Annotated in this window: 19 protein-coding genes and 7 pseudogenes; 13 read left to right on the plus strand and 13 right to left on the minus strand. The window is 42.3% G+C overall.

Annotated elements, in window-relative coordinates:
* The first annotated feature begins 65 nt into the window (after window positions 1–65).
* From CDC33_RS34705 to CDC33_RS34720, 4 genes are read left to right on the plus strand one after another with little or no spacing between them, the layout of a single operon-like run.
* Window positions 66–1,532 carry a c-type cytochrome gene (locus tag CDC33_RS34705; protein WP_109013113.1) on the plus strand — a complete coding sequence of 489 codons (1,467 nt, stop codon included), beginning with the start codon at window positions 66–68 and terminating at the stop codon, window positions 1,530–1,532.
* 31 nt (window positions 1,533–1,563) lie between these two features.
* Window positions 1,564–3,000 carry a c-type cytochrome gene (locus CDC33_RS34710; protein WP_109013114.1) on the plus strand — a complete coding sequence of 479 codons (1,437 nt, stop codon included), beginning with the start codon at window positions 1,564–1,566 and terminating at the stop codon, window positions 2,998–3,000.
* A gap of 7 nt (window positions 3,001–3,007) precedes the next feature.
* A complete protein-coding gene (locus tag CDC33_RS34715) occupies window positions 3,008–4,288 on the plus strand; it encodes a hypothetical protein (RefSeq protein ID WP_109013115.1) in 1,281 nt (426 codons plus the stop codon).
* A gap of 5 nt (window positions 4,289–4,293) precedes the next feature.
* The gene (locus CDC33_RS34720) at window positions 4,294–5,880 is read left to right on the plus strand and encodes a GMC oxidoreductase (RefSeq protein ID WP_109013116.1); all 1,587 of its coding nucleotides are present in this window, start codon (window positions 4,294–4,296) and stop codon (window positions 5,878–5,880) included.
* A gap of 36 nt (window positions 5,881–5,916) precedes the next feature.
* Here the strand turns inward: CDC33_RS34720 and CDC33_RS34725 are convergent.
* Window positions 5,917–6,222: pseudogene (locus CDC33_RS34725) on the minus strand (transposase); the annotation flags it as partial.
* Entirely contained in the window at window positions 6,213–6,890 is a 678-nt protein-coding gene (locus tag CDC33_RS41790; protein WP_109013117.1) for a Tn3 family transposase, read from the minus strand. The pseudogene CDC33_RS34725 and the gene CDC33_RS41790, both read right to left, overlap by 10 nt.
* Window positions 6,891–7,136: 246 nt before the next feature.
* On the opposite strand from CDC33_RS41790, the gene CDC33_RS34735 reads away from it, so the two are divergent.
* The 3 genes from CDC33_RS34735 to CDC33_RS40930 all read left to right on the plus strand — a co-directional run bounded on the left by CDC33_RS34735 (window position 7,137) and on the right by CDC33_RS40930 (window position 9,496).
* On the plus strand, window positions 7,137–7,982 hold the full coding sequence (locus CDC33_RS34735) for a hypothetical protein (RefSeq protein WP_244919515.1): 846 nt from the start codon (window positions 7,137–7,139) through the stop codon (window positions 7,980–7,982).
* A gap of 89 nt (window positions 7,983–8,071) precedes the next feature.
* The gene (locus tag CDC33_RS40925) at window positions 8,072–8,665 is read left to right on the plus strand and encodes a hypothetical protein (protein ID WP_244919516.1); all 594 of its coding nucleotides are present in this window, start codon (window positions 8,072–8,074) and stop codon (window positions 8,663–8,665) included.
* A gap of 12 nt (window positions 8,666–8,677) precedes the next feature.
* Entirely contained in the window at window positions 8,678–9,496 is an 819-nt protein-coding gene (locus CDC33_RS40930; protein ID WP_244919517.1) for a hypothetical protein, read from the plus strand.
* A gap of 282 nt (window positions 9,497–9,778) precedes the next feature.
* Here the strand turns inward: CDC33_RS40930 and CDC33_RS34745 are convergent.
* Together CDC33_RS34745 and CDC33_RS34750 are read right to left on the minus strand one after the other, a co-directional pair.
* Window positions 9,779–10,348, minus strand: a pseudogene (locus tag CDC33_RS34745) (transposase); the annotation flags it as partial.
* Between the two features lie 33 nt (window positions 10,349–10,381).
* On the minus strand, window positions 10,382–10,576 hold the full coding sequence (locus tag CDC33_RS34750; protein WP_109013119.1) for an IS4/Tn5 family transposase DNA-binding protein: 195 nt from the start codon (window positions 10,574–10,576) through the stop codon (window positions 10,382–10,384).
* A 103-nt stretch (window positions 10,577–10,679) separates the two neighbouring features.
* Between CDC33_RS34750 and CDC33_RS34755 the strand changes: the two are divergent.
* The 5 genes and pseudogenes from CDC33_RS34755 to CDC33_RS34775 all read left to right on the plus strand — a co-directional run.
* A pseudogene (locus tag CDC33_RS34755) lies at window positions 10,680–11,369 on the plus strand (hypothetical protein); the annotation flags it as partial.
* Window positions 11,370–11,460: 91 nt separating this feature from the next.
* Window positions 11,461–12,810 (plus strand): hypothetical protein, encoded by a 1,350-nt coding sequence (locus CDC33_RS34760; RefSeq protein ID WP_109013120.1) that lies wholly within the window; start codon window positions 11,461–11,463, stop codon window positions 12,808–12,810.
* 50 nt (window positions 12,811–12,860) lie between these two features.
* Window positions 12,861–13,439, plus strand: a complete 579-nt coding sequence (locus tag CDC33_RS34765) for a Uma2 family endonuclease (protein ID WP_109013121.1) — start codon at window positions 12,861–12,863, stop codon at window positions 13,437–13,439.
* Between the two features lie 110 nt (window positions 13,440–13,549).
* The gene (locus CDC33_RS34770) at window positions 13,550–13,735 is read left to right on the plus strand and encodes a hypothetical protein (protein ID WP_109013370.1); all 186 of its coding nucleotides are present in this window, start codon (window positions 13,550–13,552) and stop codon (window positions 13,733–13,735) included.
* A gap of 526 nt (window positions 13,736–14,261) precedes the next feature.
* Window positions 14,262–14,432 (plus strand): annotated as a pseudogene (locus CDC33_RS34775) (IS66 family transposase); the annotation flags it as partial.
* 285 nt (window positions 14,433–14,717) lie between these two features.
* Here CDC33_RS34775 and CDC33_RS34780 read toward each other — a convergent pair.
* Together CDC33_RS34780 and CDC33_RS42055 are read right to left on the minus strand one after the other, a co-directional pair.
* Window positions 14,718–15,119 (minus strand): annotated as a pseudogene (locus CDC33_RS34780) (calcium-binding protein); the annotation flags it as partial.
* 636 nt (window positions 15,120–15,755) lie between these two features.
* A pseudogene (locus tag CDC33_RS42055) lies at window positions 15,756–15,899 on the minus strand (IS982 family transposase); the annotation flags it as partial.
* A 1,461-nt stretch (window positions 15,900–17,360) separates the two neighbouring features.
* On the opposite strand from CDC33_RS42055, the pseudogene CDC33_RS34795 reads away from it, so the two are divergent.
* A pseudogene (locus tag CDC33_RS34795) lies at window positions 17,361–18,625 on the plus strand (IS701 family transposase).
* 129 nt (window positions 18,626–18,754) lie between these two features.
* Here the strand turns inward: CDC33_RS34795 and CDC33_RS41795 are convergent.
* The 7 genes from CDC33_RS41795 to CDC33_RS34825 form a co-directional block, all read right to left on the minus strand.
* Window positions 18,755–18,940, minus strand: a complete 186-nt coding sequence (locus CDC33_RS41795) for a M48 metallopeptidase family protein (RefSeq protein ID WP_109013371.1) — start codon at window positions 18,938–18,940, stop codon at window positions 18,755–18,757.
* A 20-nt stretch (window positions 18,941–18,960) separates the two neighbouring features.
* Complete coding sequence (locus CDC33_RS34805) at window positions 18,961–20,493, minus strand: IS5 family transposase (protein ID WP_109007337.1); 1,533 nt, start codon at window positions 20,491–20,493, stop codon at window positions 18,961–18,963.
* Window positions 20,494–20,559: 66 nt separating this feature from the next.
* Window positions 20,560–21,123 carry a M48 family metallopeptidase gene (locus CDC33_RS34810; RefSeq protein WP_109013122.1) on the minus strand — a complete coding sequence of 188 codons (564 nt, stop codon included), beginning with the start codon at window positions 21,121–21,123 and terminating at the stop codon, window positions 20,560–20,562.
* A gap of 69 nt (window positions 21,124–21,192) precedes the next feature.
* Window positions 21,193–21,366: a hypothetical protein gene (locus CDC33_RS39570; protein ID WP_181374330.1), complete on the minus strand. Its 174-nt coding sequence runs from the start codon at window positions 21,364–21,366 to the stop codon at window positions 21,193–21,195.
* Complete coding sequence (locus tag CDC33_RS34815) at window positions 21,353–21,592, minus strand: hypothetical protein (protein ID WP_109013123.1); 240 nt, start codon at window positions 21,590–21,592, stop codon at window positions 21,353–21,355. Before CDC33_RS34815 ends, CDC33_RS39570 begins: the two co-directional genes overlap by 14 nt.
* A gap of 12 nt (window positions 21,593–21,604) precedes the next feature.
* On the minus strand, window positions 21,605–22,090 hold the full coding sequence (locus CDC33_RS34820; protein ID WP_109013124.1) for a PIN domain-containing protein: 486 nt from the start codon (window positions 22,088–22,090) through the stop codon (window positions 21,605–21,607).
* Window positions 22,087–22,365, minus strand: coding sequence for a UPF0175 family protein (locus CDC33_RS34825; RefSeq protein WP_109013125.1), 279 nt, complete (start codon window positions 22,363–22,365; stop codon window positions 22,087–22,089). The genes CDC33_RS34820 and CDC33_RS34825 overlap by 4 nt, the downstream gene beginning before the upstream one ends.
* Window positions 22,366–22,417: the final 52 nt, after the last annotated feature.

Raw genomic sequence — 22,417 nt, forward strand, 5'->3', positions numbered from 1 at the left:
AAAGCGATGGGTATCACATTGACAATTTCGCTTACAGATAATCTCCATAATAGAGGGAGCGTTTCATGACTGAACAAACAAACCCTACCCTACTTTCTTCCCCGCTAAAGGGATTCTTCAAGCGGATTTGGGTTGTGATTGTGGGTGTTGTAGCAGTAGCAGTCTTTTTATTGTGGCCTGTTTTGTCTAACTCCCCAGTGGATTATGCTGACATTGAAAACCACTTTAAATATGGTTCAATCGGTAGCGAACCCATCAATGGCATCCCTTACTGGATTTGGAAAGTTTTACCAGATTTATTCCCAGATAAATTACCTGGGAAAGGTTATACTTCTCTGGGATTTATCAAAGAACCTGATAAAGATTTGCCTGTAGGTTTTTCGCAACGGAGAGTTTTTATTGATCGAGTTGGGTTGAATTGTGCTGTATGTCATACAGGGACATTGCGAGATACCCCTAATAGCGAACATCAAGTCATCACCACGATGCCTGCTAACGTGCTTAATTTGCAGGGATATATCAAATTCTTATCAGCAGTTGGTGTGGATGAGCGCTTTACTGCTAACCGGATGTTGCCAGAAATTGAAAAAATAAGTGGCGGCCTGAATCCCGTTGAAAAATTACTTTATCGCTTTATAGCAATTCCCCAAACTAGAGATGCCCTAATTAATCAGGCATATCGACTTAAGTTTGTTGAAGAACAACCAGATTGGGGTCCAGGAAGAGTAGATACTTTTAATCCTTATAAAGCAATTCAATTCCATTTTCCAATGGATAAATTGCGTCAGGATGAATTGATTGGTACTTCTGATTTCCCTTCAGTTTGGAATCAAAAACCCCGCGAGGGATTGCAGTTACACTGGGATGGTAATAACACTTCCGTTGATGAACGAAATAAGAGTGCAGCTTTAGGGACTGGAGTCACACCCACAACCATCGATTTGCCTCGAATTCAACGCATTGCCGATTGGCTTTGGGAACTACCACCACCAAAATTCCCTTACGAAGTTAATGAAACTTTAGCGGCCACAGGAAAACCACTTTTTGAAAGTAATTGCGCTAGCTGTCACGCTTTTGGTGGTGCGTATATCGGCAAAGTTATACCAATTCAAGAAATTGGTACAGACCGACATCGCCTAGATTCATTTACTTATGAAACCATTTCTAACCAAAATACTCTGTATGCAGGTTATCCGTGGCGCTTTGAGCATTTCCGTAAGACTAATGGTTATGCAAATATGCCCCTTGATGGTGTTTGGTTACGCAGCCCTTATTTGCACAATGGTTCAGTCCCCACCCTCCGGGATTTACTAGAAAAACCAGAGAACAGACCACAAGAATTCTATCGGGGCTACGACGTTATCGATAGAGCAAAAGTTGGCTTTGTCTCTGATGTCGCCGAAGAGAATGGTAAAAAATACTTCAAGTTCGATACAAAACTTGATGGTAACAGTAATAGCGGTCACTTGTACGGCGTTGATCTTTCTTCAGAACAGAAAGATGCAATTGTTGAGTACATGAAGAAACTTTGAAGGACACTTTAGCAAGGAGAAACCTAAGTTTATGGCAATACTTAAGTCAAAATTAGGGAAAATAATCACCTCAATTGCTGTAGTTATTGTCCTTCTTTTTGGGGTTGTGGGTTACGTCGGATGGTACAACCTTTTCCGCGAAGTCCCTAGCGAAGTTTACAAGTCACCAGAGGATCATTTTAAATATGGTTCTATTGGTACAGAACAGGCGCAAGGTGTACCCTATTGGATTTGGTTAGTATTGCCACGGATATTTCCCGATAAGTTACCAGGACCAGGCGGTTATACTTCTTTGGGAATTACATGGGAAGAAGGTAAAGAACTACCAGTTGGTTTCGCTAAAAAAACAATTGGGTTTCCCAGAGTCGGGATAACTTGTGCTGTTTGTCATCATACCACTTATCGAGAAAACCTCAAAGATAAGCCAACAATCATTGCAGCCGGGCCTGCGAATAAATTCGATTCTCAAGGCTATATCCGCTTTCTTAGTAACGCTGCTAGCGATCCCAGATTTGAACCTGACTATATCCTTGATGAAATCAAATATAGCCATGAGTTTCCTTGGTGGGAAAACCTGCTTTATCGCTTTGTGATTATTCCCCAAACGAAGAAAGGACTGTTGCAACAAAAAGCAGACTTTGCTTGGACTGATTCTCGTCCCAATTGGGGGCCGGGTAGAATTGACCCGTTTAACCCTGTGAAGTTCACTACCTTAAAGTTGCCTAAAGATGACACCATTGGGAACTCAGATATGATGCCTCTGTGGAATGAAAAGCAACACCAAAACTTTGCCCTGCATTGGGATGGTTTAGAAACTTCGCTACGAGAAACGGTGCAAACTGGAGCTATTGGTGATGGTGCAACTAAAGAGTCTCTACCAGTAGAGGATCTCCAAAGGGTAGAAGATTATATTTCGGAATTACCACCTCCCAAATATCCGTTTGCAGTTGATCAGCAACTAGCTACACAAGGAAAAGCAATTTTTAACAATACTTGTGCCTCTTGTCATGCATTTGGCGGCGAAAGGACTGGTAAGGTGATTCCTGTTGAAGAAGTGGGAACTGACCGCCACCGTCTAGATATGTGGACACAGCAAGCAGCAGATACTTACAACAAATTTGGTGATGGCTATTCTTGGGATTTTAGCCAGTTACGGAAGACTAATGGTTATGTATCTGTCTCCCTTGATGGTCTTTGGTTAAGAGCGCCTTATCTCCATAACGGTTCAGTACCATCCTTACAAGACTTGTTAGAAAAACCAGAGAATCGCCCTCAATCTTTTTATCGAGGATTTGATGTTTACGACCAGAAAAAAGTTGGCTTTATTTCCGAAGGGGAAGAAGCACAACGTGTAGGTTTTAAATACGATATTAACGTTCCTGGTAATAGTAACCAAGGACATATCTATGGCACCGATTTACCCACCAAAGATAAACAAGCATTAGTCGAATATCTCAAAACTTTATAACCAAGCGATGAACAAATATGCTGTTTGGTTTCGCCGCATCGTCTGGCTAGGCGTGATCCAAGACTGGGCGATCGGCTTCCCGGCGATCTTTGCACCGAATTGGTTGCTGGAATTACTCCACCAAAGACCTAGCCAAGACCCGGTATGGACTTCCTTTGCTGGCTTGTTAGTGGTTCTGCTGTCGCTGTTCTACATTCCTGGAGCAAATGACCCATACCGCTATACTGCTAACGCCGTGTTAGCGACTCTTTCTCGTCCGCCTGGAGTCCTCTTCTTTTTCTTTCTTTACCCCAACATATATCCTGCCTTCGGAATTATTGACTTAGTTTTGTGCCTATTCCAAATTCCATTGTTGATACTAACTATGCTCAACAAACCTCAAGCTTCCACCCCGGATAAAGATGTTTTCGAGTATGACGGGTCTACTTATAACGAAGTAAAAGAAGTTGGTTTTAGTGGCCCCTACGGTCAACCACTGCCTTATCATGAGGGTCTGGGAATAACCAAGTTTTTACAGTTTCTCAACGATTCGGCGCGGAATATGTTCGATAAACGGGATATCCGCCCTTATTACGACAAGTTAATTCACGCCAATGGTGTTTGTTGCTCAGGCATTTGGCGAATTAGTGAGGATTCCCCTTATACAGGCTACTTCGCTAAGGGTTCAGAAGGCTTAGTGTTTGCCCGCCTCTCGGTTGCTGGTGCTGGAATTAAGCGGGGTGATCGCAGGGCCTTTGGAATTGCGGGTAAGGTTTATCCTACCCTAAACCCCAACGAAAAGGTAAAACCAGGCAATTTTGTGACTGTCGATTATCTGACAGGCATTAAGACAAAGCATATTACTGATACTGAGTTAACTAACTTTCCCTCTGTTGGTTTAGATATTGGAGCTAACTTAGTTAACCGAATCATTTTCCGACTGATGGACAAAAGACCAGGGTTTCGTCAGCTATTCCCAATCTCAACTCTTGCCTTGGCGCCAGGAAGCAAAGTTGTTACCCCAGACCAATTTATGCTGAGGGTAATGGAAGGCACAGTCAAAATAGATGCAGAAGACTTCCGCGATGAATTGCGGTTAGAAAAGTATCCTGACCACAAATTGGTCTATACGATCAACGTCAAAAACTTCAATGAAAAAGAGTGGACGAAGTTGGGTGTGATTGAATTCAATGACTATTCCATTTGTGAAGGTTGTGATAAACGGATACATTTTTGGATTCCCCGCGACATCCCAGTACCGGAAAGAGATAACCTTGCCCGTCCAGCAGATCCTGTAGTGATTAAGTAAATCCTATGAGCCAGCAATTTGATGTCATCGTGATTGGTAGCGGCTTTGGTGGGTCAGTAGTTACCTGCCGTTTGGCTGAATCAGGAGCGCGGGTTTTAGTGTTGGAACGCGGTCGGCGTTGGACTAAAGACCAATACCCACGTCAAGCCAAAGATGCCTGGATTTATGAACACACCCAGCCGCAAAAACATAATGGCTGGCTCGATTTACGTTTCTTTAAGGGGATGGCTGTTGCTCAGGGGGCGGGGGTTGGTGGCGGTTCTCTATGCTATTCCAGCGTGGTTTTGGAGGCGAATCCAACACGATTTGAGCAGGGCTGGCCACCGGAAATTACTTACAGTGAATTGCTGCCTTACTACGATCGCGTGCGGAAAATGATGGGTGTGCATCCCATACCCCCAGGGCAGCATACCCAACGGGCGAAATTGATGCAACAAGCGGCGCAAAAGGTGGGGTATGGTGATCGCTTCCAAAGTATGCCCCTAGCAATCTCCTTCGATCCAGACTGGAACTACCAACTGGAAGACCCATTGAATGAAAAGCACTCCCGGCAATTTGTCAATGCCCAAGGACAAAAACAAGGCACTTGTATCCATCTGGGTAATTGCGATTTGGGATGTGATGTCCACGCCAAGAACACCCTCGATTTGAACTATATCCCCGCAGGGGAAAATAAAGGGGCAGAAGTGCGATCGCTCCACTTGGTACGTTATATTCAACCAGATGAGGGCGGCTATCGTGTCATCTTCGACCGCATCGAAGACGGTCAACTAATTCGTGGGGAAGAGAGGGGCAAAATAATTGTCATTGCCGCAGGTTCCCTTGGCTCCACCGAATTGCTACTGAACAGCCGCGATAAATACGGCACTTTACCCAAAATTAGTAGGCAGCTCGGTAAAAATTGGAGTGCTAACGCCAACGTTCTTACACCGGATTTCTACAGCAAAGATGTTGAGGTTAAGCAGTCCATGGGCCCAACTATTACCGCAGGTATGGATTTTACTGACGGTAGCTTTGAGGGAGAGAGTTTTATTATTGAAGATGATGGCTTTCCCAACATGTTGCTTAATGCCATTAGCAGCAAACTAAATTCTGGCAAATTCAGCTTATTTGCCTTAGCTTTACGCAACCACTTGCAGCGTGGGTTGGACGAAAAGAATCCTTTAAGCAACGTTATGGTTTGGCTAGGTGCGGGTGTTGATGCTGCCGATGGGCAACTTTCTCTTGGTCGCAACTGGCTCAAACCTTGGGAAACAGACTTAAAACTTGATTGGAATATCCAGCGCTCAAAGGCTGCAATTGATGCCATCCTCAATCTGCAAAAGCAACTTTCTCAAGCCAACGGCGGTAAACTTTACATTCCCTTCTACTGGTCGGTTCTCCGCAGTTTGTTAACAGTGCATCCCCTTGGAGGATGCAAAATGGGGACGACAGAGGAAGATGGCGTTGTCGATCACAAAGGCGAAGCCTTCGGCTACAAAAATCTTTACGTTGCTGATGGGGCTATTTTACCTCAAGCTGTTGGGCGCAACCCTTCCATGACCATCGCTGCTTTAGCAGAACGGGTGGCTCACTTGATGATGAGCAACTGATATCATATCCCCAGAGCTAGAACACCGATTTAGTAATCACGATGAAGTAACAGAATGCTCAGTAGTGTGAGTAAAAATTTTGGCAAGGACATGAAGATTGTGAACAACGGCGGTACGGCGAAGGTCAAAGAGATTTTTGCGAGAACCAACATAACGAGCTTGCTCCCCCTGCCATCGACCAATGTGGAATAAAGAATGCTCAACAGCAACACGTTCTCTGAGCTTGGCACGGCCAGCAGGAGTTAATTGACGTTGTTTTAATTCTTGGAACAATGGTTCATCAGGATGAATCGAAACACTGCGTCCAGTTTTAGAAGTAGTGCAGCGTTCTCTTAGTGGACAAGGTTACAACCATAAGCAAAGGTAGTTAGTAAATAACGCTCAATAGCATGTTCTAACTTGGGGTCAGAGCCGCTCATTGGCCCAAAATGTCTTGTAAAATTAGTCCAATAATCAACATTTTTCAGAATATCAATTAAATTGCGTTCTGGAAAACGTTCTTCAACTGCTTCTATCAGTGCCTTGGCTTGGAGACTCAATTCATGACGTGGCGGCTTTTTTAATACTGGTTCTCCTTGGTCATTAATAACAACTTGACGGTTATCAGGATAAGCTTCATCTACTTGAAGTGCTGTATCAGCAAGCATTGACTTTAATTGCTGAACAAAGCTATCGGCAGTTGAACCAAGAGGCAGGGGGAAGGGGGCACTTAGCTGGGGGAAGTGCCCCCTTCCTCCTGCTGTGGAATGAAGGGGGGAACATGGGTCTGATTCCCCCACTTCTCCTAAGTGGTTCAAGTGAGGGTGGGGTCGAATCCCCATCTGAACTATCCCCCCTGCTCCCTGCTCCCTGCCCCTTTTCCTCTTTTTCAACACACTATTCGCTACACAGAACTCACGAGCGATCGCTTCCAGAAATTTTGGCTCGACTGAACCTAGTTTTGGTTCAAAATTTCTACAAATCAATGCTTTCAGCCGGATTTCTTTACAAAACTTTACAACGTGTCCCATTTTACACGTATTTCGTCATGACCCCAAGAAGGAACCATTGAGGCAGACGCACCAAATCGTTGGCAACAGATTGTTACCTTTGCTGATGGTGAGAGGCTGCTTATCAACAATACTGATTTAGATGCTACCAGTGTTCCCTTTCCCAAAGAGCAGACTTATCCACCAGAATATACGGAAGCGATCGCTCAAATTAAAGAACAGCATCAGAGAGAGTTAGAACGACTTTCCAAGGAATTGAGGATTGGTTTGCAAGCAGAAGCAGCTACTACAGCCGAAGCCCAAGTGCAAGAACAAATCCAATCCCTCCAAAACCTATACAAGCAGCAGAGAGAACAAAATATCCAGTTGCAGCAGCGATTGGATGAGATGGAGGGGTTACGGAAACTGGAAATTGAAAACCAACAACTCCTTTTTCGCATTCAGGAATTAGAAAACGCCGTACAACAGCGCCCTTCTCAAGAATGGGGGAATACCATGACCCAGCAGGCAACCAAAGCGTTGAATAAGCAGGTAAAGCAAGCACTGGAGAAGACAATTGATTTGCGATCGCTAGCCCAGGAACCACCCAAAGAGAATGCTCAGGAATGCTTACGACTCATGGGCATGGCATTAAAGAATCTCGCCAGCGCGATGAACAATACCCAAGCACTCGAAGCTGCGGCCATAATTCTGGGCAGTAGTCCAACTCCTGAAGCGATCGCTTACCGAGCCGAGCAATTGTCAATGTTGCCCCAAGCGGTTAGCGACATTCGGCAGATACTTGCAAAACCCGGGTGTACTTGGCAGGAGTTTTGGGCAGTGGCTCAAGAGTACGAGGTAATTAAGTCGGATTACTGGGCAGAACTTACCACCCAGGAAACAGAGTTAATTAAAACTCTCAAAAACACATCTACTGAACCTCGGACAATTGGCATTGGTTCTATTGTTGCTCATGCTGACCCATACCGAACTCTGTATTTGCAGAGGGGCGAAGTTGTGGACGAGGTAGGGGGCAAAGTAGTTGTTGCCTGGGATCACTGGCGCAATGAGTTGAAAAAGACTCAAAGCTATTCCAGGGAAGAGTTGCGGTTTTGGCAGGGCGAAAACCAGTAAATAAAGACTCGCTAAGAGAATAGCCAAAAAACTTAAACGTGGCATTGCAAACATGCCGCTCATATTGTCATGCAAATTTTGGAGGAATTATGACTACAGCGTTAAAAGCAATCAACGGTGGCAGCAAACAGCGAAGTGATCGCAAACAAGCTTTAGAAGATAAATCGATTAGACCACATTGCAAAGTATCGATTGAGGATATTAACTGGGTTCGTCAACAGCCTCCGTCAGTCCAACAGCTTTGGTTAGATAGTGTGGCGGCTGAACAATTCGGGGGTTCTGCTCATAAACTCGATACTAGCCTTACCTACAAATCTTTACAAAAAGCAGGGGCGGCGTTAAGCGCCCAAGGACTGTTTCAGTTTGAGGAAGTGTTTGGCCGCTTACCCTCTGGTAGACCAGGATTGATTAGTTACCGTGTCCGTAACCTTCACGGTTATTACAATCGCTTTTATTGGGAATCGTCCACGTCTGCGGAAACCAATTCTTGTGACGAAAAAGCCGTCCACGCCGAGGAGAAAGTAAATCACCCCGAACGGAATCAAAATTACCCCAAAGTGGAACAAATTCAGTCTGATTTGAAATCATTCCAAAAGAATGGTCAAAAAAGTGAGGAATTGCAAGGGTTCCAAAATCCTAACAACGTTTTTAACTACCCGTTAACTAGCTACCAACAACCTTAGTTGGTTGTTGGTATGGTAGTTGGTTCTGACGCGCCAACTGAAAATCTGCGTGTTGAAGAAACGGCTCATGCGCCCTTGGGAGGCGCGTCGCCTTCACATATCGAAAGCGCGTCAGAACTTGAAGAATTGCCTGTGGCAATGGGCTGTACGACGCTGGCGCTTGTGGATGATGCAGAGGGTGAATCTGCTTTGTTGTTGGGTGAAAAGCAGGATTGTAGCGTTGAATCGAGGGATTGTCATGAAGGCAGTTGTTCCGCCGCGCCCGTTGCACAAAATGAATTTTCTGACAAGGAAGCGATCGCATATCAAAAAATAGAACCGAGTCGTCCCTCTGCTTCCTTGTTGGCCGAAAACTTGGTTTTTGGTGATGAGGATAAAGTAGATCATGAAGGCACAAGTTCGGCCGCGCCCGTATCATTAAATCAAAGTGAGATATTTGAATGGTTGGATAGAGCAAACCTTGGAGAATGCCCCCCATTGTGGGTAATTCAATATTTGCTCTCCAGCAAGTATTACGCCAGCATGAGAGCAACAATCAGCAAGTTTGAGAAGCAGTGGAATCTATCGGTAGTCAATTATCAGGTGCAAAAATCTAGTGAGGCGTTGTTTACCCCCGAACACATCGCCATTAGATCCAAGGCTAGACTATTGCGAATGGAGAAACTGAAAATGGCTTCTTTGGTTGGGGAAAATCCTGGTTTTGACTTCCTCCAACAATGCTGGAATGATGACCCTGCCTTGCAGATTGTGATCAAGAAATTGCTGGCGAAGTTTCCGCAGTGGGGAATTGCGATCGTGGATGGAGTGTTGGTGGATTGGAGGATTAGTTAGGAGAGAGGCAAGACCTTCTGTGAACACTATGTCAATATTTCCTCGCCCATAACTCGTCCAAGAGGCTTTTTATAATTGAAAGTGAAAGTGTTACCATTTTTAATCGCTTGTCGCATCTCTTCGCACATTGGATATTCGCCTACACCAGTTAAGCTTACCCAAGCCTATGCTTACGGCAACCCTTTCAGGGAACGCACTGTCTTGCTACTTAATCCTAAGCCACTTGCTTAAATCTCAGCCCTTCCAATTGATTCTGCTCTACTAATGGGACTTAAACAAAAATTAAGCCCAAATGTAGCCTAAACTAGCTTTATAAGCGGCAAATACGTCACGGTTATGGGTTAACCAATCAAAAAAACGATAAGACATAGCTGTTCTAAAGGCTTCCAATGCTTCAGTAAAGGTGTTCAAAGGTTTGTTTGCCCACCTGCGTCTCAACCCTCCTGTCATTTGATGCCAAAGAATAAAAGTATAGGCACAGAAAACCAAGATAAAATGTCGAAGTAGACTTCTTTTATCCCGAACTTGATATTCTTTTAGCCCCAGCCATCCCTTAGCTTCTCTATAAAAAACTTCAACCCAATTTCTTTGAGAATAGGTATTAACTATCCATTCTGGTGTGACAGTTGATGTAGAAACATTGGTGATAAAATAATCAATATCAGTGGCTTCAGAGAAAGTCGAAGCGTTCATGACGATGGCAATATTTCGCTTTCCTTTCAGTTGTGATATCTCTATTTCTCTAGTTACTACCCATACTATTCTAGGTTTATCCAAATTTAATTGGATTTCTGTGAAAGCTTCTTTAGGTAAGCTCTGTGCTAATTCATCTATCCTAATCGTATTCTGCAACAGTTTCCGCCGTCATTTGGCAGTGCGGCTCTATTAGCTTGTTAAATTCCACTTTCGGGTTGGCAAAAACTCGTATGCTCTCTTGAGTACAGTTTTGTTGCTGAAGATTTCCGACAGTGCTTTGCCAAATCCAAGACTTAAAGCATAACCTATTGACATTGCACGCTCATTCAATCTGCGATCGCCAAACTCACAGGTCGCAAAATTTTTCTCCCACCAGTCCAACATTGCTTGTTACCTTTAACACCGAATTTTAATTACTGTACCGTATATACGGTACTTTACCCAAAATCCTTTGTGAGAAAGCTTTTTGAGACTTAACGGGAAAAGTCAACTCCAGCAACGCATTCAGGAATTGGAAAACGCCGTACAACAGCGCCCTTCTCAAGAATGGGGGAATACCATGACTCAGCAAGCGACTAAAGCGTTGAACAAGCAGGTGAAACAGGCGTTAGAAAAAACTATTGATCTGCGATCGCTGGCCCAGGAACCCCCCAAAGAAAATGCCCAAGAATGTCTACGGCTCATGGGTATGGCTTTGAAGAATCTCGCCAGTGCTATGAACAACACCCAAGCCCTGGAAGCTGCGGCGATAATTCTGGGGAGTGAGCCGACACCACAGGCTATCGCTTACCGAGCCGAGCAATTGTCAATGTTGCCCCAAGCGGTTAGTGACATTAGACGGGTGTTGTCAAAGCCTGGATGTACGTGGCAGGACTATTGGGCAGTAGCGCAAGAATATGAGGTGATTAAATCAGATTACTGGGCAGAACTTACTACCCAGGAAACAGAATTAATTACCGCACTCCAGAACGCATCCTCTCAACCTGACACAATCGGGCTTGGTTCTATTGTTGCCCATGCTGATCCATATCGCACTTTGTATGTGGAGAGGGGCGAAGTTGTAGAGGATTTGGGCGAAGAGTTGATAGTAGCCTGGGATCACTGGAAGGAGCAATCGAAAAAGACTGATAGGTATTTCCGAGATGAATTGCGGTTTTGGGAGGACGAGAACCAGTAGATAACAACTCGCTAAGAGAATAGCCAAAAAACTTAAACGCGGCATTGCAACCATGTCGCTCACATTGTCATGCAAATTTAGGAGATAATTTATGACTACAGCGTTAAAAGCAATCAACGGTGGCAGCAAGCAGCGAAACGAGCGCAGACAAGCAGACGCAGATAAATCGATTAGACCACATTGCAAAGTATCGATTGAGGATATCAACTGGGTTCGTCAACAGCCTCCATCTGTGCAGCAGCTTTGGTTAGATAGCGTGGCGGCTGAACAATTCGGGGGTTCTGCCCACAAACTCGATACTAACCTCACCTACAAATCTTTGCAAAAAGCAGGGGCGGCGTTAACGGCTCAGGGACTGTTCCAGTTTGAGGAAGTGTTTGGTCGCTTACCTTCTGGTAGACCTGGGCTGATTAGTTACCGTGTTCGTAACTTGCACGGTTATTACAATCGCTTTTACTGGGAATCTTCCATGTCTGGGGAAACCAATTCTTGTGATGAGAAAGCTGTCCATGCCGGGGAGAAAACCAACCACGCCAGACCGAATGAAAATTACCCCAAAGTGGAACAAATCCATGCTGATTTGGAATCATTCCAAAAGAATATTCAAAAAAGTGAGGATTTGCAAGGGTTCCAAAAACCTAACAACGTTTCTAACAACCCGTTAACTACCTACCAACAACCAACTAAGGTTGTTGGTATGGTAGTTGGTTCTGACGCGCCAACTGAAAATCCGCGTGTTAAGGAAACGGCTCACGCGCCCTTGAGGGGCGCGTCGCCTCAGTTTGTTCAAAGCGTGTCAGAGTTGGAAGAAGAGTTACCTGCGGTAAAGGACTGTACATCGCTAACGCTTGTGGATGATGCACAGAGTAATCCCGCTTCGTTGTTGGCTGAAAAACAGGATTGTGGCGTTGAGCCGAGAGACTGTCATGAAGGTACTTGTTCCGCCGCGCCGCCTGCCCAAATTGAAAAATCTTCAACTTCAGCGATCGCTAATCAAGCGCCCGTGTCATTAAATCAAAGTGAGATATTTGAATGGTTGGATAGAGCAGACCTTGGAGAATGTCCCCCATTGTGGGTAATTCAATATTTGCTCTCCAGCAAGTATTACGCCAGCATGAGAGCAACAATCAGCAAGTTTGAGAAGCAGTGGAATATATCTGTAGTCAATTATCAGGTGCAAAAATCAAGTGAGGCGTTGTTTACCACCGTTCGCGGAGCGTCTCGTAGAGAAGATATCGCCATGAGATCCCAAGCTAGACTATTACGAATGGAGAAACTGAAGATGGCTTCTCTGGTTGGGGAAAATCCTGGTTTTGACTTTCTCCAACAATGCTGGAGTGATGATCCGGCTTTGCAGATTGTGATCAAGAAATTGGTGGTGAAGTTTCCGCAGTGGGGGATTGCGATTGTTGATGGGGTGTTGGTGGATTGGGAGGGGTAGCGATCGCTTATCATAGAAAGAGATCGCGCAAATCTTGCGAGTTATACGTTATGTCTCTGACAATCAAAGACTTAGAACAATTACAGTCACAGAATCCCGATTGGCAGATGGAGCTAGTAGAGGGAAACATCATCGTTATGGGTCCATGCGATTATGAATCAGACGAAATTGGTTCTCGCTTGTTAACGTTTCTTAATATTTGGGTTATGCCTCGCAAGCTAGGCAGAGTTACAGGTTCGAGCGCTGGCTTTATCTTGCCAAGCATTGAAACCGATGAAACTACGGGCGACCCGGAAAAAAGAAACTTACGCGCTCCAGATGTTTCATTTGTTCGGGCAGAACGACTCAAGAAAACTCAGCGTGATTTTGTGCAGTTAGTTCCCGATCTCACGGTTGAGGTGAAATCTAAAAGCGATCGCATCAAACCATTGGAAGAGAAAATTAAACTATTCCTAGAACTTGGTTCTACAGTAGGTATTCTTATTGACCCTGACAAACTTTTAGTTACAGTTTATCGCCCTAACCAGGAACCAGTTATTTTAAGAGATAACGACAAATTAGTAATACCAGAGTTACTTCCAGGTTGGGAATTAGCTCTAGCAGAATTATGGCCACCTGAATTTGAATAACTCAATTAGGGATTAAAACAGAGAATAAACGAGGAAAATAAAATTGTTCTGCCGCGTCCGTGCCAAATCCTGAGAAATGGTCACATGAGGCGATTGTTGCAAGGTCAAATATGCGACCGGAGCGTATGCAGAAACTCAAGGTTGCAGCGAATTCGGGGCAGAATCCGGGGTTTGACTTTTTGCAGGAGTGTTGGGATGATCCGGCGTTGCAGATTGTGATCAAGAAGTTGCTGGTGAAGCCTCCGCAGTGGGGGATTGCGATTGTTGATGGGGTGTTGGTTGATTGGGAGGAGTAGTAAGTCTGTACAACAGCCCATAAATAGTTATCTTCATCATGTCCACTGTAACTTCTTTTTTGTCACAAATATAAAGTTATGTAACAAAATTACAAATTGGCGAAAATTTTGATTTTGAAATTGATAACACTATAGAGTCAAAAACTAAGACAAACAGTGGTAGGTCTCTAGTCGCCTGTTGTAGTATATCGAGTGGGACAAAATTAGTACTCTCATGATACTTTCAGTAGACCGAAAACTTTTGAAAGTTGACGAAATCATCAGGGTTTGAGGCGATGCTTTTCCCCGTTACTTCACAAGCACAGGCGATCGCTCTATTTATCCATCTGGAACAGAGATGCTTGAAAGGTTGATTGGAAGCTAATTTCGGCAGATGGCGATCGCAACGTCAAAACAATTCAAAAAAATGGTCAAATTAAGGACTGATAAGCCTTTTGGAAAACTTTTCGGTCTACTGACTTTGACTTAAATGTATTTTATTTCCCCCTATCTAAGTTATGTATAAAATTTTAAATTGGAAGTTGATGTTGGTGGTGGTTCCCGTTCAATGGAGCGGTTTCAACATACTGCCAATTTGTTGACTGTGGTGCAAACCTGCCGCCGTCAAGGTAGGTCTGTGATTGATTTTTTTGCACAAGCACTGCTGGCTAATTCCAATAATTCTCTGTCTCGCCCATCCCTGCTTCCTAAATATTAGACCTGAATCCTTACGTTGTGGTGTTGCTCTCAGCCCAATCTCAAACTCAGCCGACAGATCCCCATCAGTGCTAGCTTGAAGGATACCTTCTGAATAACGAACCTGACCGGCTGCGGTGAATGCGCCAGATCCAATGAAAGTAAAGGCTTGGTTGCCCCCTACAGTGGAGTTAGCATCAATGGTAGATAGATCGATTTGATCACCTGCAAAGATACCATTTCCAACGAAGTCAGTGATAACATCCCGTGACAAACCAGCAGGACTATCTGAAACTGAGTTGAAATTGAAAATATCGTTACCAGCACCGCCAGTGAGAGAATCAGTCCCAGCGCCGCCAGTGAGAATATCGCTGCTAGCACCCCCATTTAAGCTATCATTGCCAGCACCGCCATTTAAGGTATCGCTGCTAGCACCCCCATTTAAGGTATCGCTACCAGCACCCCCATTTAGGATATCGTCCTCGGCATTGCCGTTGAGGATATCGCTACCAGCACCCCCATTTAGGATATCGTCCCCGGCATTGCCGTTAAGGATATCGCTGCCAGCACCCCCATTTAGGATATCGTCCCCGGCATTGCCGTTGAGGATATCGCTGCCAGCACCCCCATCTAGGGCAGGGAGCAAGATTAGCGGGGAACCGTTGACGGTATTGTTGTCATTAAAAATGGTACCGTTGATAATTGCCATTAGTGAGTTTTTCCTGAATTTAAACGACTTTAACTTATTAAAGAGAAGCAGACGGCAGGTTTTTGCTCATCTATTTACCCTCAAACAAATGCTTGAATTTTTACGTCAAACAGTAGACCGCAACTATGGGGTAGCCTGCGAAGTTTGTTTACCATCTGACTGATTTTGGTTGATTTTTGGAGCTTATCTATAAGCTAATCTTATTACTCAACTCTCACAATCACCTTTTGTAAATTTCCCAAAAACGGTATCATACACTACCATTTTTTAGCGATCGCAGAAGTTTTCGGTCTACTGAATATTTTTAACCTCTAATTCCATTTGGTTTGCGTCTCTCATATCGCTTTTAGTCTAAACTCCAGTTGAAAAGCGAGTCATGCTTGTTTTTGGTTGAAGAAGGCACTTATGCTGAGGGCAGACGACTTCGTACCCATCCATGCCGGGTATCATCACATCTAATAACCCAAGTTGCGGGTTATTAGATGTGATGCGTGTTTGTCACCCTTCAATTTATGCGATGCCTGCGGCGGGCTACGCCTACGCGTACAAAAAAATGGCGGTGGCGCGTAGCGTCACTGCACCTGAGAGTTGATTGAGCATTCATTTCCTGAAATGATTTTAAGTTCTATAAATTACTCATTCTCTAAAAGCTTGTTGAAGAGTAAAAGAAAAAATAAATGCTTGTAGCTTAAGTAAAAACCCTTGATACGTAACCGCATGAATGGATTTTGGGAAAAAATTAGTAATACCACTAAACACGGTTTCAATATAATGCCGGGTATCAATACTGCTCGGTTAAGCATTATTAACTCGGCATTGGGTTTGGGGAAAAGGTTAAAGGGTAAAGGTTAAAGGTTTTTTCTTTCCCCTTTCCCCTTCCCCTTTTCCCCCCTTTTTCTATTCCTAAAGAATATTACTTAATATTAGCGCGATGTTCTATATTCTTCCGGTAGACATAGGGTTAAAATTCTCCGTAATTGTGAGATATGCATATCTCCCACACGGGTATCTATATGAACCTCTGGTACAAAACCTCACAATTGCTGTAACACCATCAGTCATATTTTGGGAACCAATGGTTCCCATTCGCTGCCCAAGTGCTGCGTCATCACCTCAAGGGAGCAATCTTAGGCTGTAGAGGGCGGTTGTAACAAGGGATAAGGGAGGCGATCGCTTATGGTAAGCGTACTTTCACAAAAATACTCTACCGAGTTATTCACCCCGATAGAGTATATAAATTTACTATAATCATCTTTTACCAACAATTCAGTTTATATTTTTGCAACTATTTATACCTCTGTACAAGTACTGCAAATCTTGCCTACAGCGATCGCATAAAGCACTGCATAAGGGCAATCACTCCAAAATATACTCTCATCACTGCTGCTACAATACTGCTCGGTTAAGCATTTTTAACTCGGCACCTACAATAGTACGTTATTAGCACTACCATAATAGCTATTCAAATTTTACCTAAAACTTTTATATAGCTTTTTTACAATTTTTAATAAAAAGCTACTTGCTATCATTACCTTTTACAGGATATAAGTTTAGAGTGCTACATTGCATAAATAATAACACGTCCTCAAAAAATGTCATTAAAGCTACGATTGAGCTTTAAGTACAATAACTCAAGGAGGCAGAGGCTCAGGTGCAAATTTTGGAAGGTAGTAGTGGAGGCAAAATCTGCGGTAAGTACCGTCTGAGCGAAAGTCTCTTTCTATTAGACATTATCTAAGGTTATCACAAGTCCTTAGATACTCCCAAAACACTTATGGACTATGGAGATATTGAAAACTCAAAACCAAAAAAGAAGATAGCGTCGATACTAGGCGACTAAAACTTCTGTAAAATCAAGCTAATTGAAGCAAAACATGGAGGTAAATATGAAACAATCAAAAAGCCTAAAGCACAAAGCGCCACTAAGGAGTAGGCGCTTTGTCTGTTTGTAAAATTCATCGTTTAAAAGAGCGGGTTTGATCTCGAAGGAACAAAAGAAGTTGTCGCTAAAGTTTGGGCACTGGTGCGACTACTAAAATTGTCCGAGAGTTTTTACCGCGCTGCCAGATCCATTATAGGGTCTGCCGCTTGGAAAGTCCATTCCTTGCGGGATGTTTTTGCTGTCAAAATTCATAAATCTTAGGTAAAGTTAAGTTTGGTTAACGGGACTTAAACAAAATAGAAGGAAAAAATAGAGTATAATGCTTTGCTAGCATAGCTTTTACGTTGAAGTAAGACCCAATGAAAGAAACAACTCCCGCAGCCATGCCCCCGTGTTTTGAAAAATGGTGTCATCGCTTTGATGAAGCGTTTACTCATAAAGCCCAAAAAAGAGGTTTTAGGCACTATTTAGGGGGATTATTGGGGGAAAGCGAGAGAAAAAACCTGTCTCAACTCGCTTTGAATGCGATAGGAGTTGAATACCATCAATTGCACCACTTTTTAACTGAAGCACCTTGGTCTGACTCCAAGATCAATGAACTTCGATTAGAGATTATGAACCAGTGTAGTCAAACCAGAATTAGTCGAGGATTTAGCTTAATAATTGATGATTCTGGTCACAGAAAAAGCGGTAATTTTACTGATGGAGTGGGAAGGCAGTACATTGGAGAAATCGGCAAAACAGATAATGGCATAGTAGTGGTAACAACTCATTTATATGATGGACGAAAAAGCTTGCCATTAGATATAGAGTTATATCAGCACGCGAATTCTTTACCAGAAGGTAAACAAGATTCAGAATTTGAGAAAAAAACTGAACTAGCAATTAAGTTAATAGACAGAACTATAGAACGGAAATATCAACCAGGAATTGTAATTATAGATGCTGGATATGGCAACAATACATCCTTTTTATTAGAGTTAGAAAAGAGACAATTAAAATACTTAGGAGGAGTAGCTAAAAATCGAAAAATAACTATTAATATATCAGAAAATATTCAACAAACATTAGGATAGATGAATTAGCACAGAGCTTACCTAAAGAAGCTTTCACAGAAATCCAATTAAATTTGGATAAACCTAGAATAGTATGGGTAGTAACTAGAGAAATAGAGATATCACAACTGAAAGGAAAGCGAAATATTGCCATCGTCATGAACGCTTCGACTTTCTCTGAAGCCACTGATATTGATTATTTTATCACCAATGTTTCTACATCAACTGTCACACCAGAATGGATAGTTAATACCTATTCTCAAAGAAATTGGGTTGAAGTTTTTTATAGAGAAGCTAAGGGATGGCTGGGGCTAAAAGAATATCAAGTTCGGGATAAAAGAAGTCTACTTCGACATTTTATCTTGGTTTTCTGTGCCTATACTTTTATTCTTTGGCATCAAATGACAGGAGGGTTGAGACGCAGGTGGGCAAACAAACCTTTGAACACCTTTACTGAAGCATTGGAAGCCTTTAGAACAGCTATGTCTTATCGTTTTTTTGATTGGTTAACCCATAACCGTGACGTATTTGCCGCTTATAAAGCTAGTTTAGGCTACATTTGGGCTTAATTTTTGTTTAAGTCCCATTAAGCCGAAGTTTTTCAAAAAATATGCGGTACGAGATACCACTCGCCGGGAGCATTTAGCAGAACTTCAGAAAGTTTTAGGCTATGACTCTATTGACAACTGTTTTCGGAATCACCGCTTATTTGACCCCACGGAACGTAGTTCAATGCGAGTATTGAGGTAATTTTTGCGAGTTTGCCAGTCTGGAATGATGGTTTCTAAGAGTTTGTAAAAGCTTGGGGAATGATTATGAATACGAATATGGCACAGTTCGTGGATAATTACATAGGGGTTGCTGAAAAAGTATGAAAAAGCAATCTTAAGGGTTGACTAGTTATTCAAGCAAAATCAAAGATAAGCTTTTCTTGTTTATAACTAATAAAATCATAATTTTCAGTTATACGGAACTGCAAAAAAGGTGCAGTTTTCAAAAATAGACATAAAAAAGCATAAAACACCCGCGACAGGTGAGTAGAAAGATTCATCACTAGAAAAGTAATAGCAATTGCAGTTTCAGAAGTGTGGGAAAGTTTCGCCATCACTCGATTGAGGCTAAACCTTCTTTTAGCTTGCCCAAATTTTCCTTCAATACAATTACGAATTCTCTCAGATTCTAAATCTTGTTTCTTTTTTTCTTTACTAACATTGGCTGGTGGTCTTCCCAAAGGAGGACCACTCATGATAATACCTCTTCCTTTGCACCAAGCTCTATTCTCTCTTGTGCGATAAATTTTATCTACATGAACCGATTCTGGATAATAGCCAGTATAGTTTTTATATGCTTCTACTTGTGATTTTAAGTCTCCTGATTCATTAAAATTATCCCAACTAATATGGTCTAAAAATACATACCCATCAAAATAACTAGCTGATAATTTTGCCCCAAATTCCACGGCTTTCCCAGCTTTTCCACGGACAATTGGGCGGATATGTGGTTGGCTTAAACTAACGATTCGGTCATCAATACTCTGTTTTTTATTTTCATACAACCATAGTTGTTGACGATAAACTTCTACAACTACAAGCAACATTTTATATTGTTTAGTACTTAGTTTTTCTAGAGTTGCTCCCGATCTGATTAGCTGGTCAATATGAGATAAGTTTCTTTTGATATATTGAAGCTGCTTTTTAATCGCTTTTTTCCTATCTTTTTGGGATACACGACGTTTTTTAGCGACTTCTAAGTAGTTTTTTCTCGCTATTTCCCGATAAGTCCTTGGTTTTTTCTCTAATGTACCTTTTATCTGTTCATAAAGAAGGTCTATTATTCGTTCTGTCTGTTTTCTTGCTTGATTTAATAGCTCGAAATCTGTTGGATAGCTGATGTCTGCTGGCGCACAAGTCGCATCTAATATTAATTTTCCCCGATTTTTCGGCGTGTTATCTTCTTTTTCTAATTCTTCTATTTTTTTTTGAGTTGATTCAGTTGATTCAGTTGATTCAGTTGCTAAAGTCGAAGATGTTGTCTCTAGCATCCTTTTAACAGTTTCTTGATTTACTTTGTTTACTAAGTCTGCACTAATTCTTTCACGAAAATGGACTAGCATAGATGGATCAAATGGAGCTTCATTAATATAAGATGATATTCCTATGAAGTACTGTAGATAAGGGTTTTCTTTAATTTGTTCTACTGTTTCTCTGTCGCTTATTCCTAGTTTTTCTTTGATTATTAATGCGCCTAATGCCACCCGAAATGATTTTGCTGGCGCTCCCATCTCTGCCGAAAAAAATGAAGAATATTCCTCTTCAAATTCCGCCCACGGTATTAAATCAGCCATAATTACCCAACGATTATCTTCTGATAATTTTCCTTCAAACGGAAGTTCAAAGTTTTCTGGTGGGATTGTAGTTTGCTCCTGCTTTCGGTACATGGTTACTAATGACACACTTTAGTCCTGCTAGTCACGGTGATGCAAGGATTTTGGGTTATTTTACCCTCAACTCTTGCACCTGAATATCTTTCTTTGGTCTGATAATCTAGAGACTGTAACCTTTTCTTTTTTTTCAGCAACCCCTACATAGTCAATGCAATCTTTTGGGGCGCTGACCAGCAAAGGGTTGAGTATTATCTTACCTTCCTTGGTACAGCTTCCCCAGCGTTTGTGCATGGTGCGTAGCTCAAACCCTCGCTCATGTTGAATTCCGTATTGGGCTACTAGCCGGATGCAATGCTGGTAACGTTCCAAATATATCTGTTGTGCGCGTTCTCTGTACCAGCGCTTGACTAAATTTTCTACCTGCTTGCTGTTTTCTCTTTGATGAGTGCTGACTTCTAATTTACCGTGCCAAAGTCGCACAGTTTCCTGATTACTTTCAATTACTTTTAAGCGGTATTGTCTGCCCAGATAGCGATACCCCTCTCCAGAAACATATTCCAGGGCGGGTAATGTAGGGGCGTATTGGGCGAATTGCCGTTGCTGCTTGGTTATCCATCTTCCACGGTTGCTAACTCTAGTCTGGATAGCTTCTAGGGGTGAATTATGGGGGGCTTTAACCCGGATTTCTCACAAAGGTTTAAACGAGTAGCCCAAAACGCTTATGCCACTTAGACTTGAGATAAAATACGCCGTTCACATATTGTTGTGATTCGTGCAGTGTCTAAAACGCTCAAAATCTAAGCCTGATAAAGGTTTGGTAATAGCGATCGCACCGCTTGTGAGAAATGCGGGTTTAACTACAACGCTACTGTCTGGGTGGACTTCAATGCCCAGAGTTTTGCGATCGCTGTATTCAAGCACAAACAAAATTGACTTCACTGAAAGCGTGAGTTTGTCCCCGGTGTTGAATTTGATTTAGTTTGCGAAGTTGGGTTGTGAGGATTTCTTCTAGAACAATCTTAGAACGTTTTCCCCCACGTTTGGCTAGGGCTGACTGTGGTGTGAGATATTCATAGCCCATGTTTTGCAGAAGAGTAAGGGCTGGAAGTTGGGAGATGATATTTTCTAGCCAGTCACTTGGGGATAGGTTCATTGTCAGATTGTTTTAAATTTCTCTTGCTGTAATTAGAGCATAATCATAAATTTTTGGGCTGATTCTTGTTCCTTTACTGATTAAATCATCTAAAATATACTTGACATTATCAATCAATTCTTGCTCTTTTGCTAAAATAATCACTCCAACTAAACCAATAATTGGCAAGCCTCTACTAATAGCAACTTTTCTCCCAGCTTTTTCATCAATTAAAAGTTGATCTGCTTTTAATTCTTCTGCCAAAATAATTGCCGAACATTCTCCTAAATCCAAGTCGGTTTCTAATTGTAATTGTTCAATGAGTTGGTTATTACTTATAGAAAGAACTTCTAGCCATAAGGCTGATTTTACAGCTAAAACTGCGGGATGATCCCCCGTTGTTAATTCTGCATAGACTTGTTGAGGAATTATTACTCTACCAAAAACAGCCTGAAGCAAGTCTAATCTACCAACTTTAGAAAGTTCACTTAATGGGGTTGTATCTGAGACAACAATCATAGATTATTGCCTTGTAATTTCACTTTTGCTTGATTAACTTCTTGCTGAAATTCCTCTAAAGTCATACTATCGTCAAATAGGGATATTTCATGCTTAGACATTAAATCTATTACGTCTAGTCTAGGAATTCCTAGTAATTGACTAGCCTTACCACTGCTAATTTCTCCATATTTAAGTAGAGTCATCACATAAGCTTCTTTGGCTTTAGTTTCTGCTTCTTTTCTAATGGTATTATTAACAGAATGAACGGGAATATTAAATTCTACTTTAGTCATAATTCCAGAATATTTTCTTTGTAATGTTTCATTTTCAACAGGGTTGATATTA

It is taken from the genome of Nostoc commune NIES-4072 (genome assembly GCF_003113895.1).
Lineage (GTDB): Bacteria > Cyanobacteriota > Cyanobacteriia > Cyanobacteriales > Nostocaceae > Nostoc > Nostoc commune.

Bases quoted from the DNA above. Each gene is read 5' to 3' on its own strand.
- CDC33_RS34825 (WP_109013125.1), bottom strand. From the start codon at position 22,365: ATGACTAAAGTAGAATTTAATATTCCCGTTCATTCTGTTAATAATACC.
- CDC33_RS34805 (WP_109007337.1), bottom strand. From the start codon at position 20,493: ATGTACCGAAAGCAGGAGCAAACTACAATCCCACCAGAAAACTTTGAA.
- CDC33_RS34705 (WP_109013113.1), top strand. From the start codon at position 66: ATGACTGAACAAACAAACCCTACCCTACTTTCTTCCCCGCTAAAGGGA.
- CDC33_RS34710 (WP_109013114.1), top strand. From the start codon at position 1,564: ATGGCAATACTTAAGTCAAAATTAGGGAAAATAATCACCTCAATTGCT.
- CDC33_RS34820 (WP_109013124.1), bottom strand. From the start codon at position 22,090: ATGATTGTTGTCTCAGATACAACCCCATTAAGTGAACTTTCTAAAGTT.
- CDC33_RS34815 (WP_109013123.1), bottom strand. From the start codon at position 21,592: ATGAACCTATCCCCAAGTGACTGGCTAGAAAATATCATCTCCCAACTT.
- CDC33_RS34760 (WP_109013120.1), top strand. From the start codon at position 11,461: ATGACTACAGCGTTAAAAGCAATCAACGGTGGCAGCAAGCAGCGAAAC.
- CDC33_RS41790 (WP_109013117.1), bottom strand. From the start codon at position 6,890: ATGGGACACGTTGTAAAGTTTTGTAAAGAAATCCGGCTGAAAGCATTG.
- CDC33_RS34765 (WP_109013121.1), top strand. From the start codon at position 12,861: ATGTCTCTGACAATCAAAGACTTAGAACAATTACAGTCACAGAATCCC.
- CDC33_RS34750 (WP_109013119.1), bottom strand. From the start codon at position 10,576: ATGTTGGACTGGTGGGAGAAAAATTTTGCGACCTGTGAGTTTGGCGAT.
- CDC33_RS40930 (WP_244919517.1), top strand. From the start codon at position 8,678: ATGGTAGTTGGTTCTGACGCGCCAACTGAAAATCTGCGTGTTGAAGAA.
- CDC33_RS34720 (WP_109013116.1), top strand. From the start codon at position 4,294: ATGAGCCAGCAATTTGATGTCATCGTGATTGGTAGCGGCTTTGGTGGG.
- CDC33_RS34715 (WP_109013115.1), top strand. From the start codon at position 3,008: ATGAACAAATATGCTGTTTGGTTTCGCCGCATCGTCTGGCTAGGCGTG.
- CDC33_RS34770 (WP_109013370.1), top strand. From the start codon at position 13,550: ATGCGACCGGAGCGTATGCAGAAACTCAAGGTTGCAGCGAATTCGGGG.
- CDC33_RS40925 (WP_244919516.1), top strand. From the start codon at position 8,072: ATGACTACAGCGTTAAAAGCAATCAACGGTGGCAGCAAACAGCGAAGT.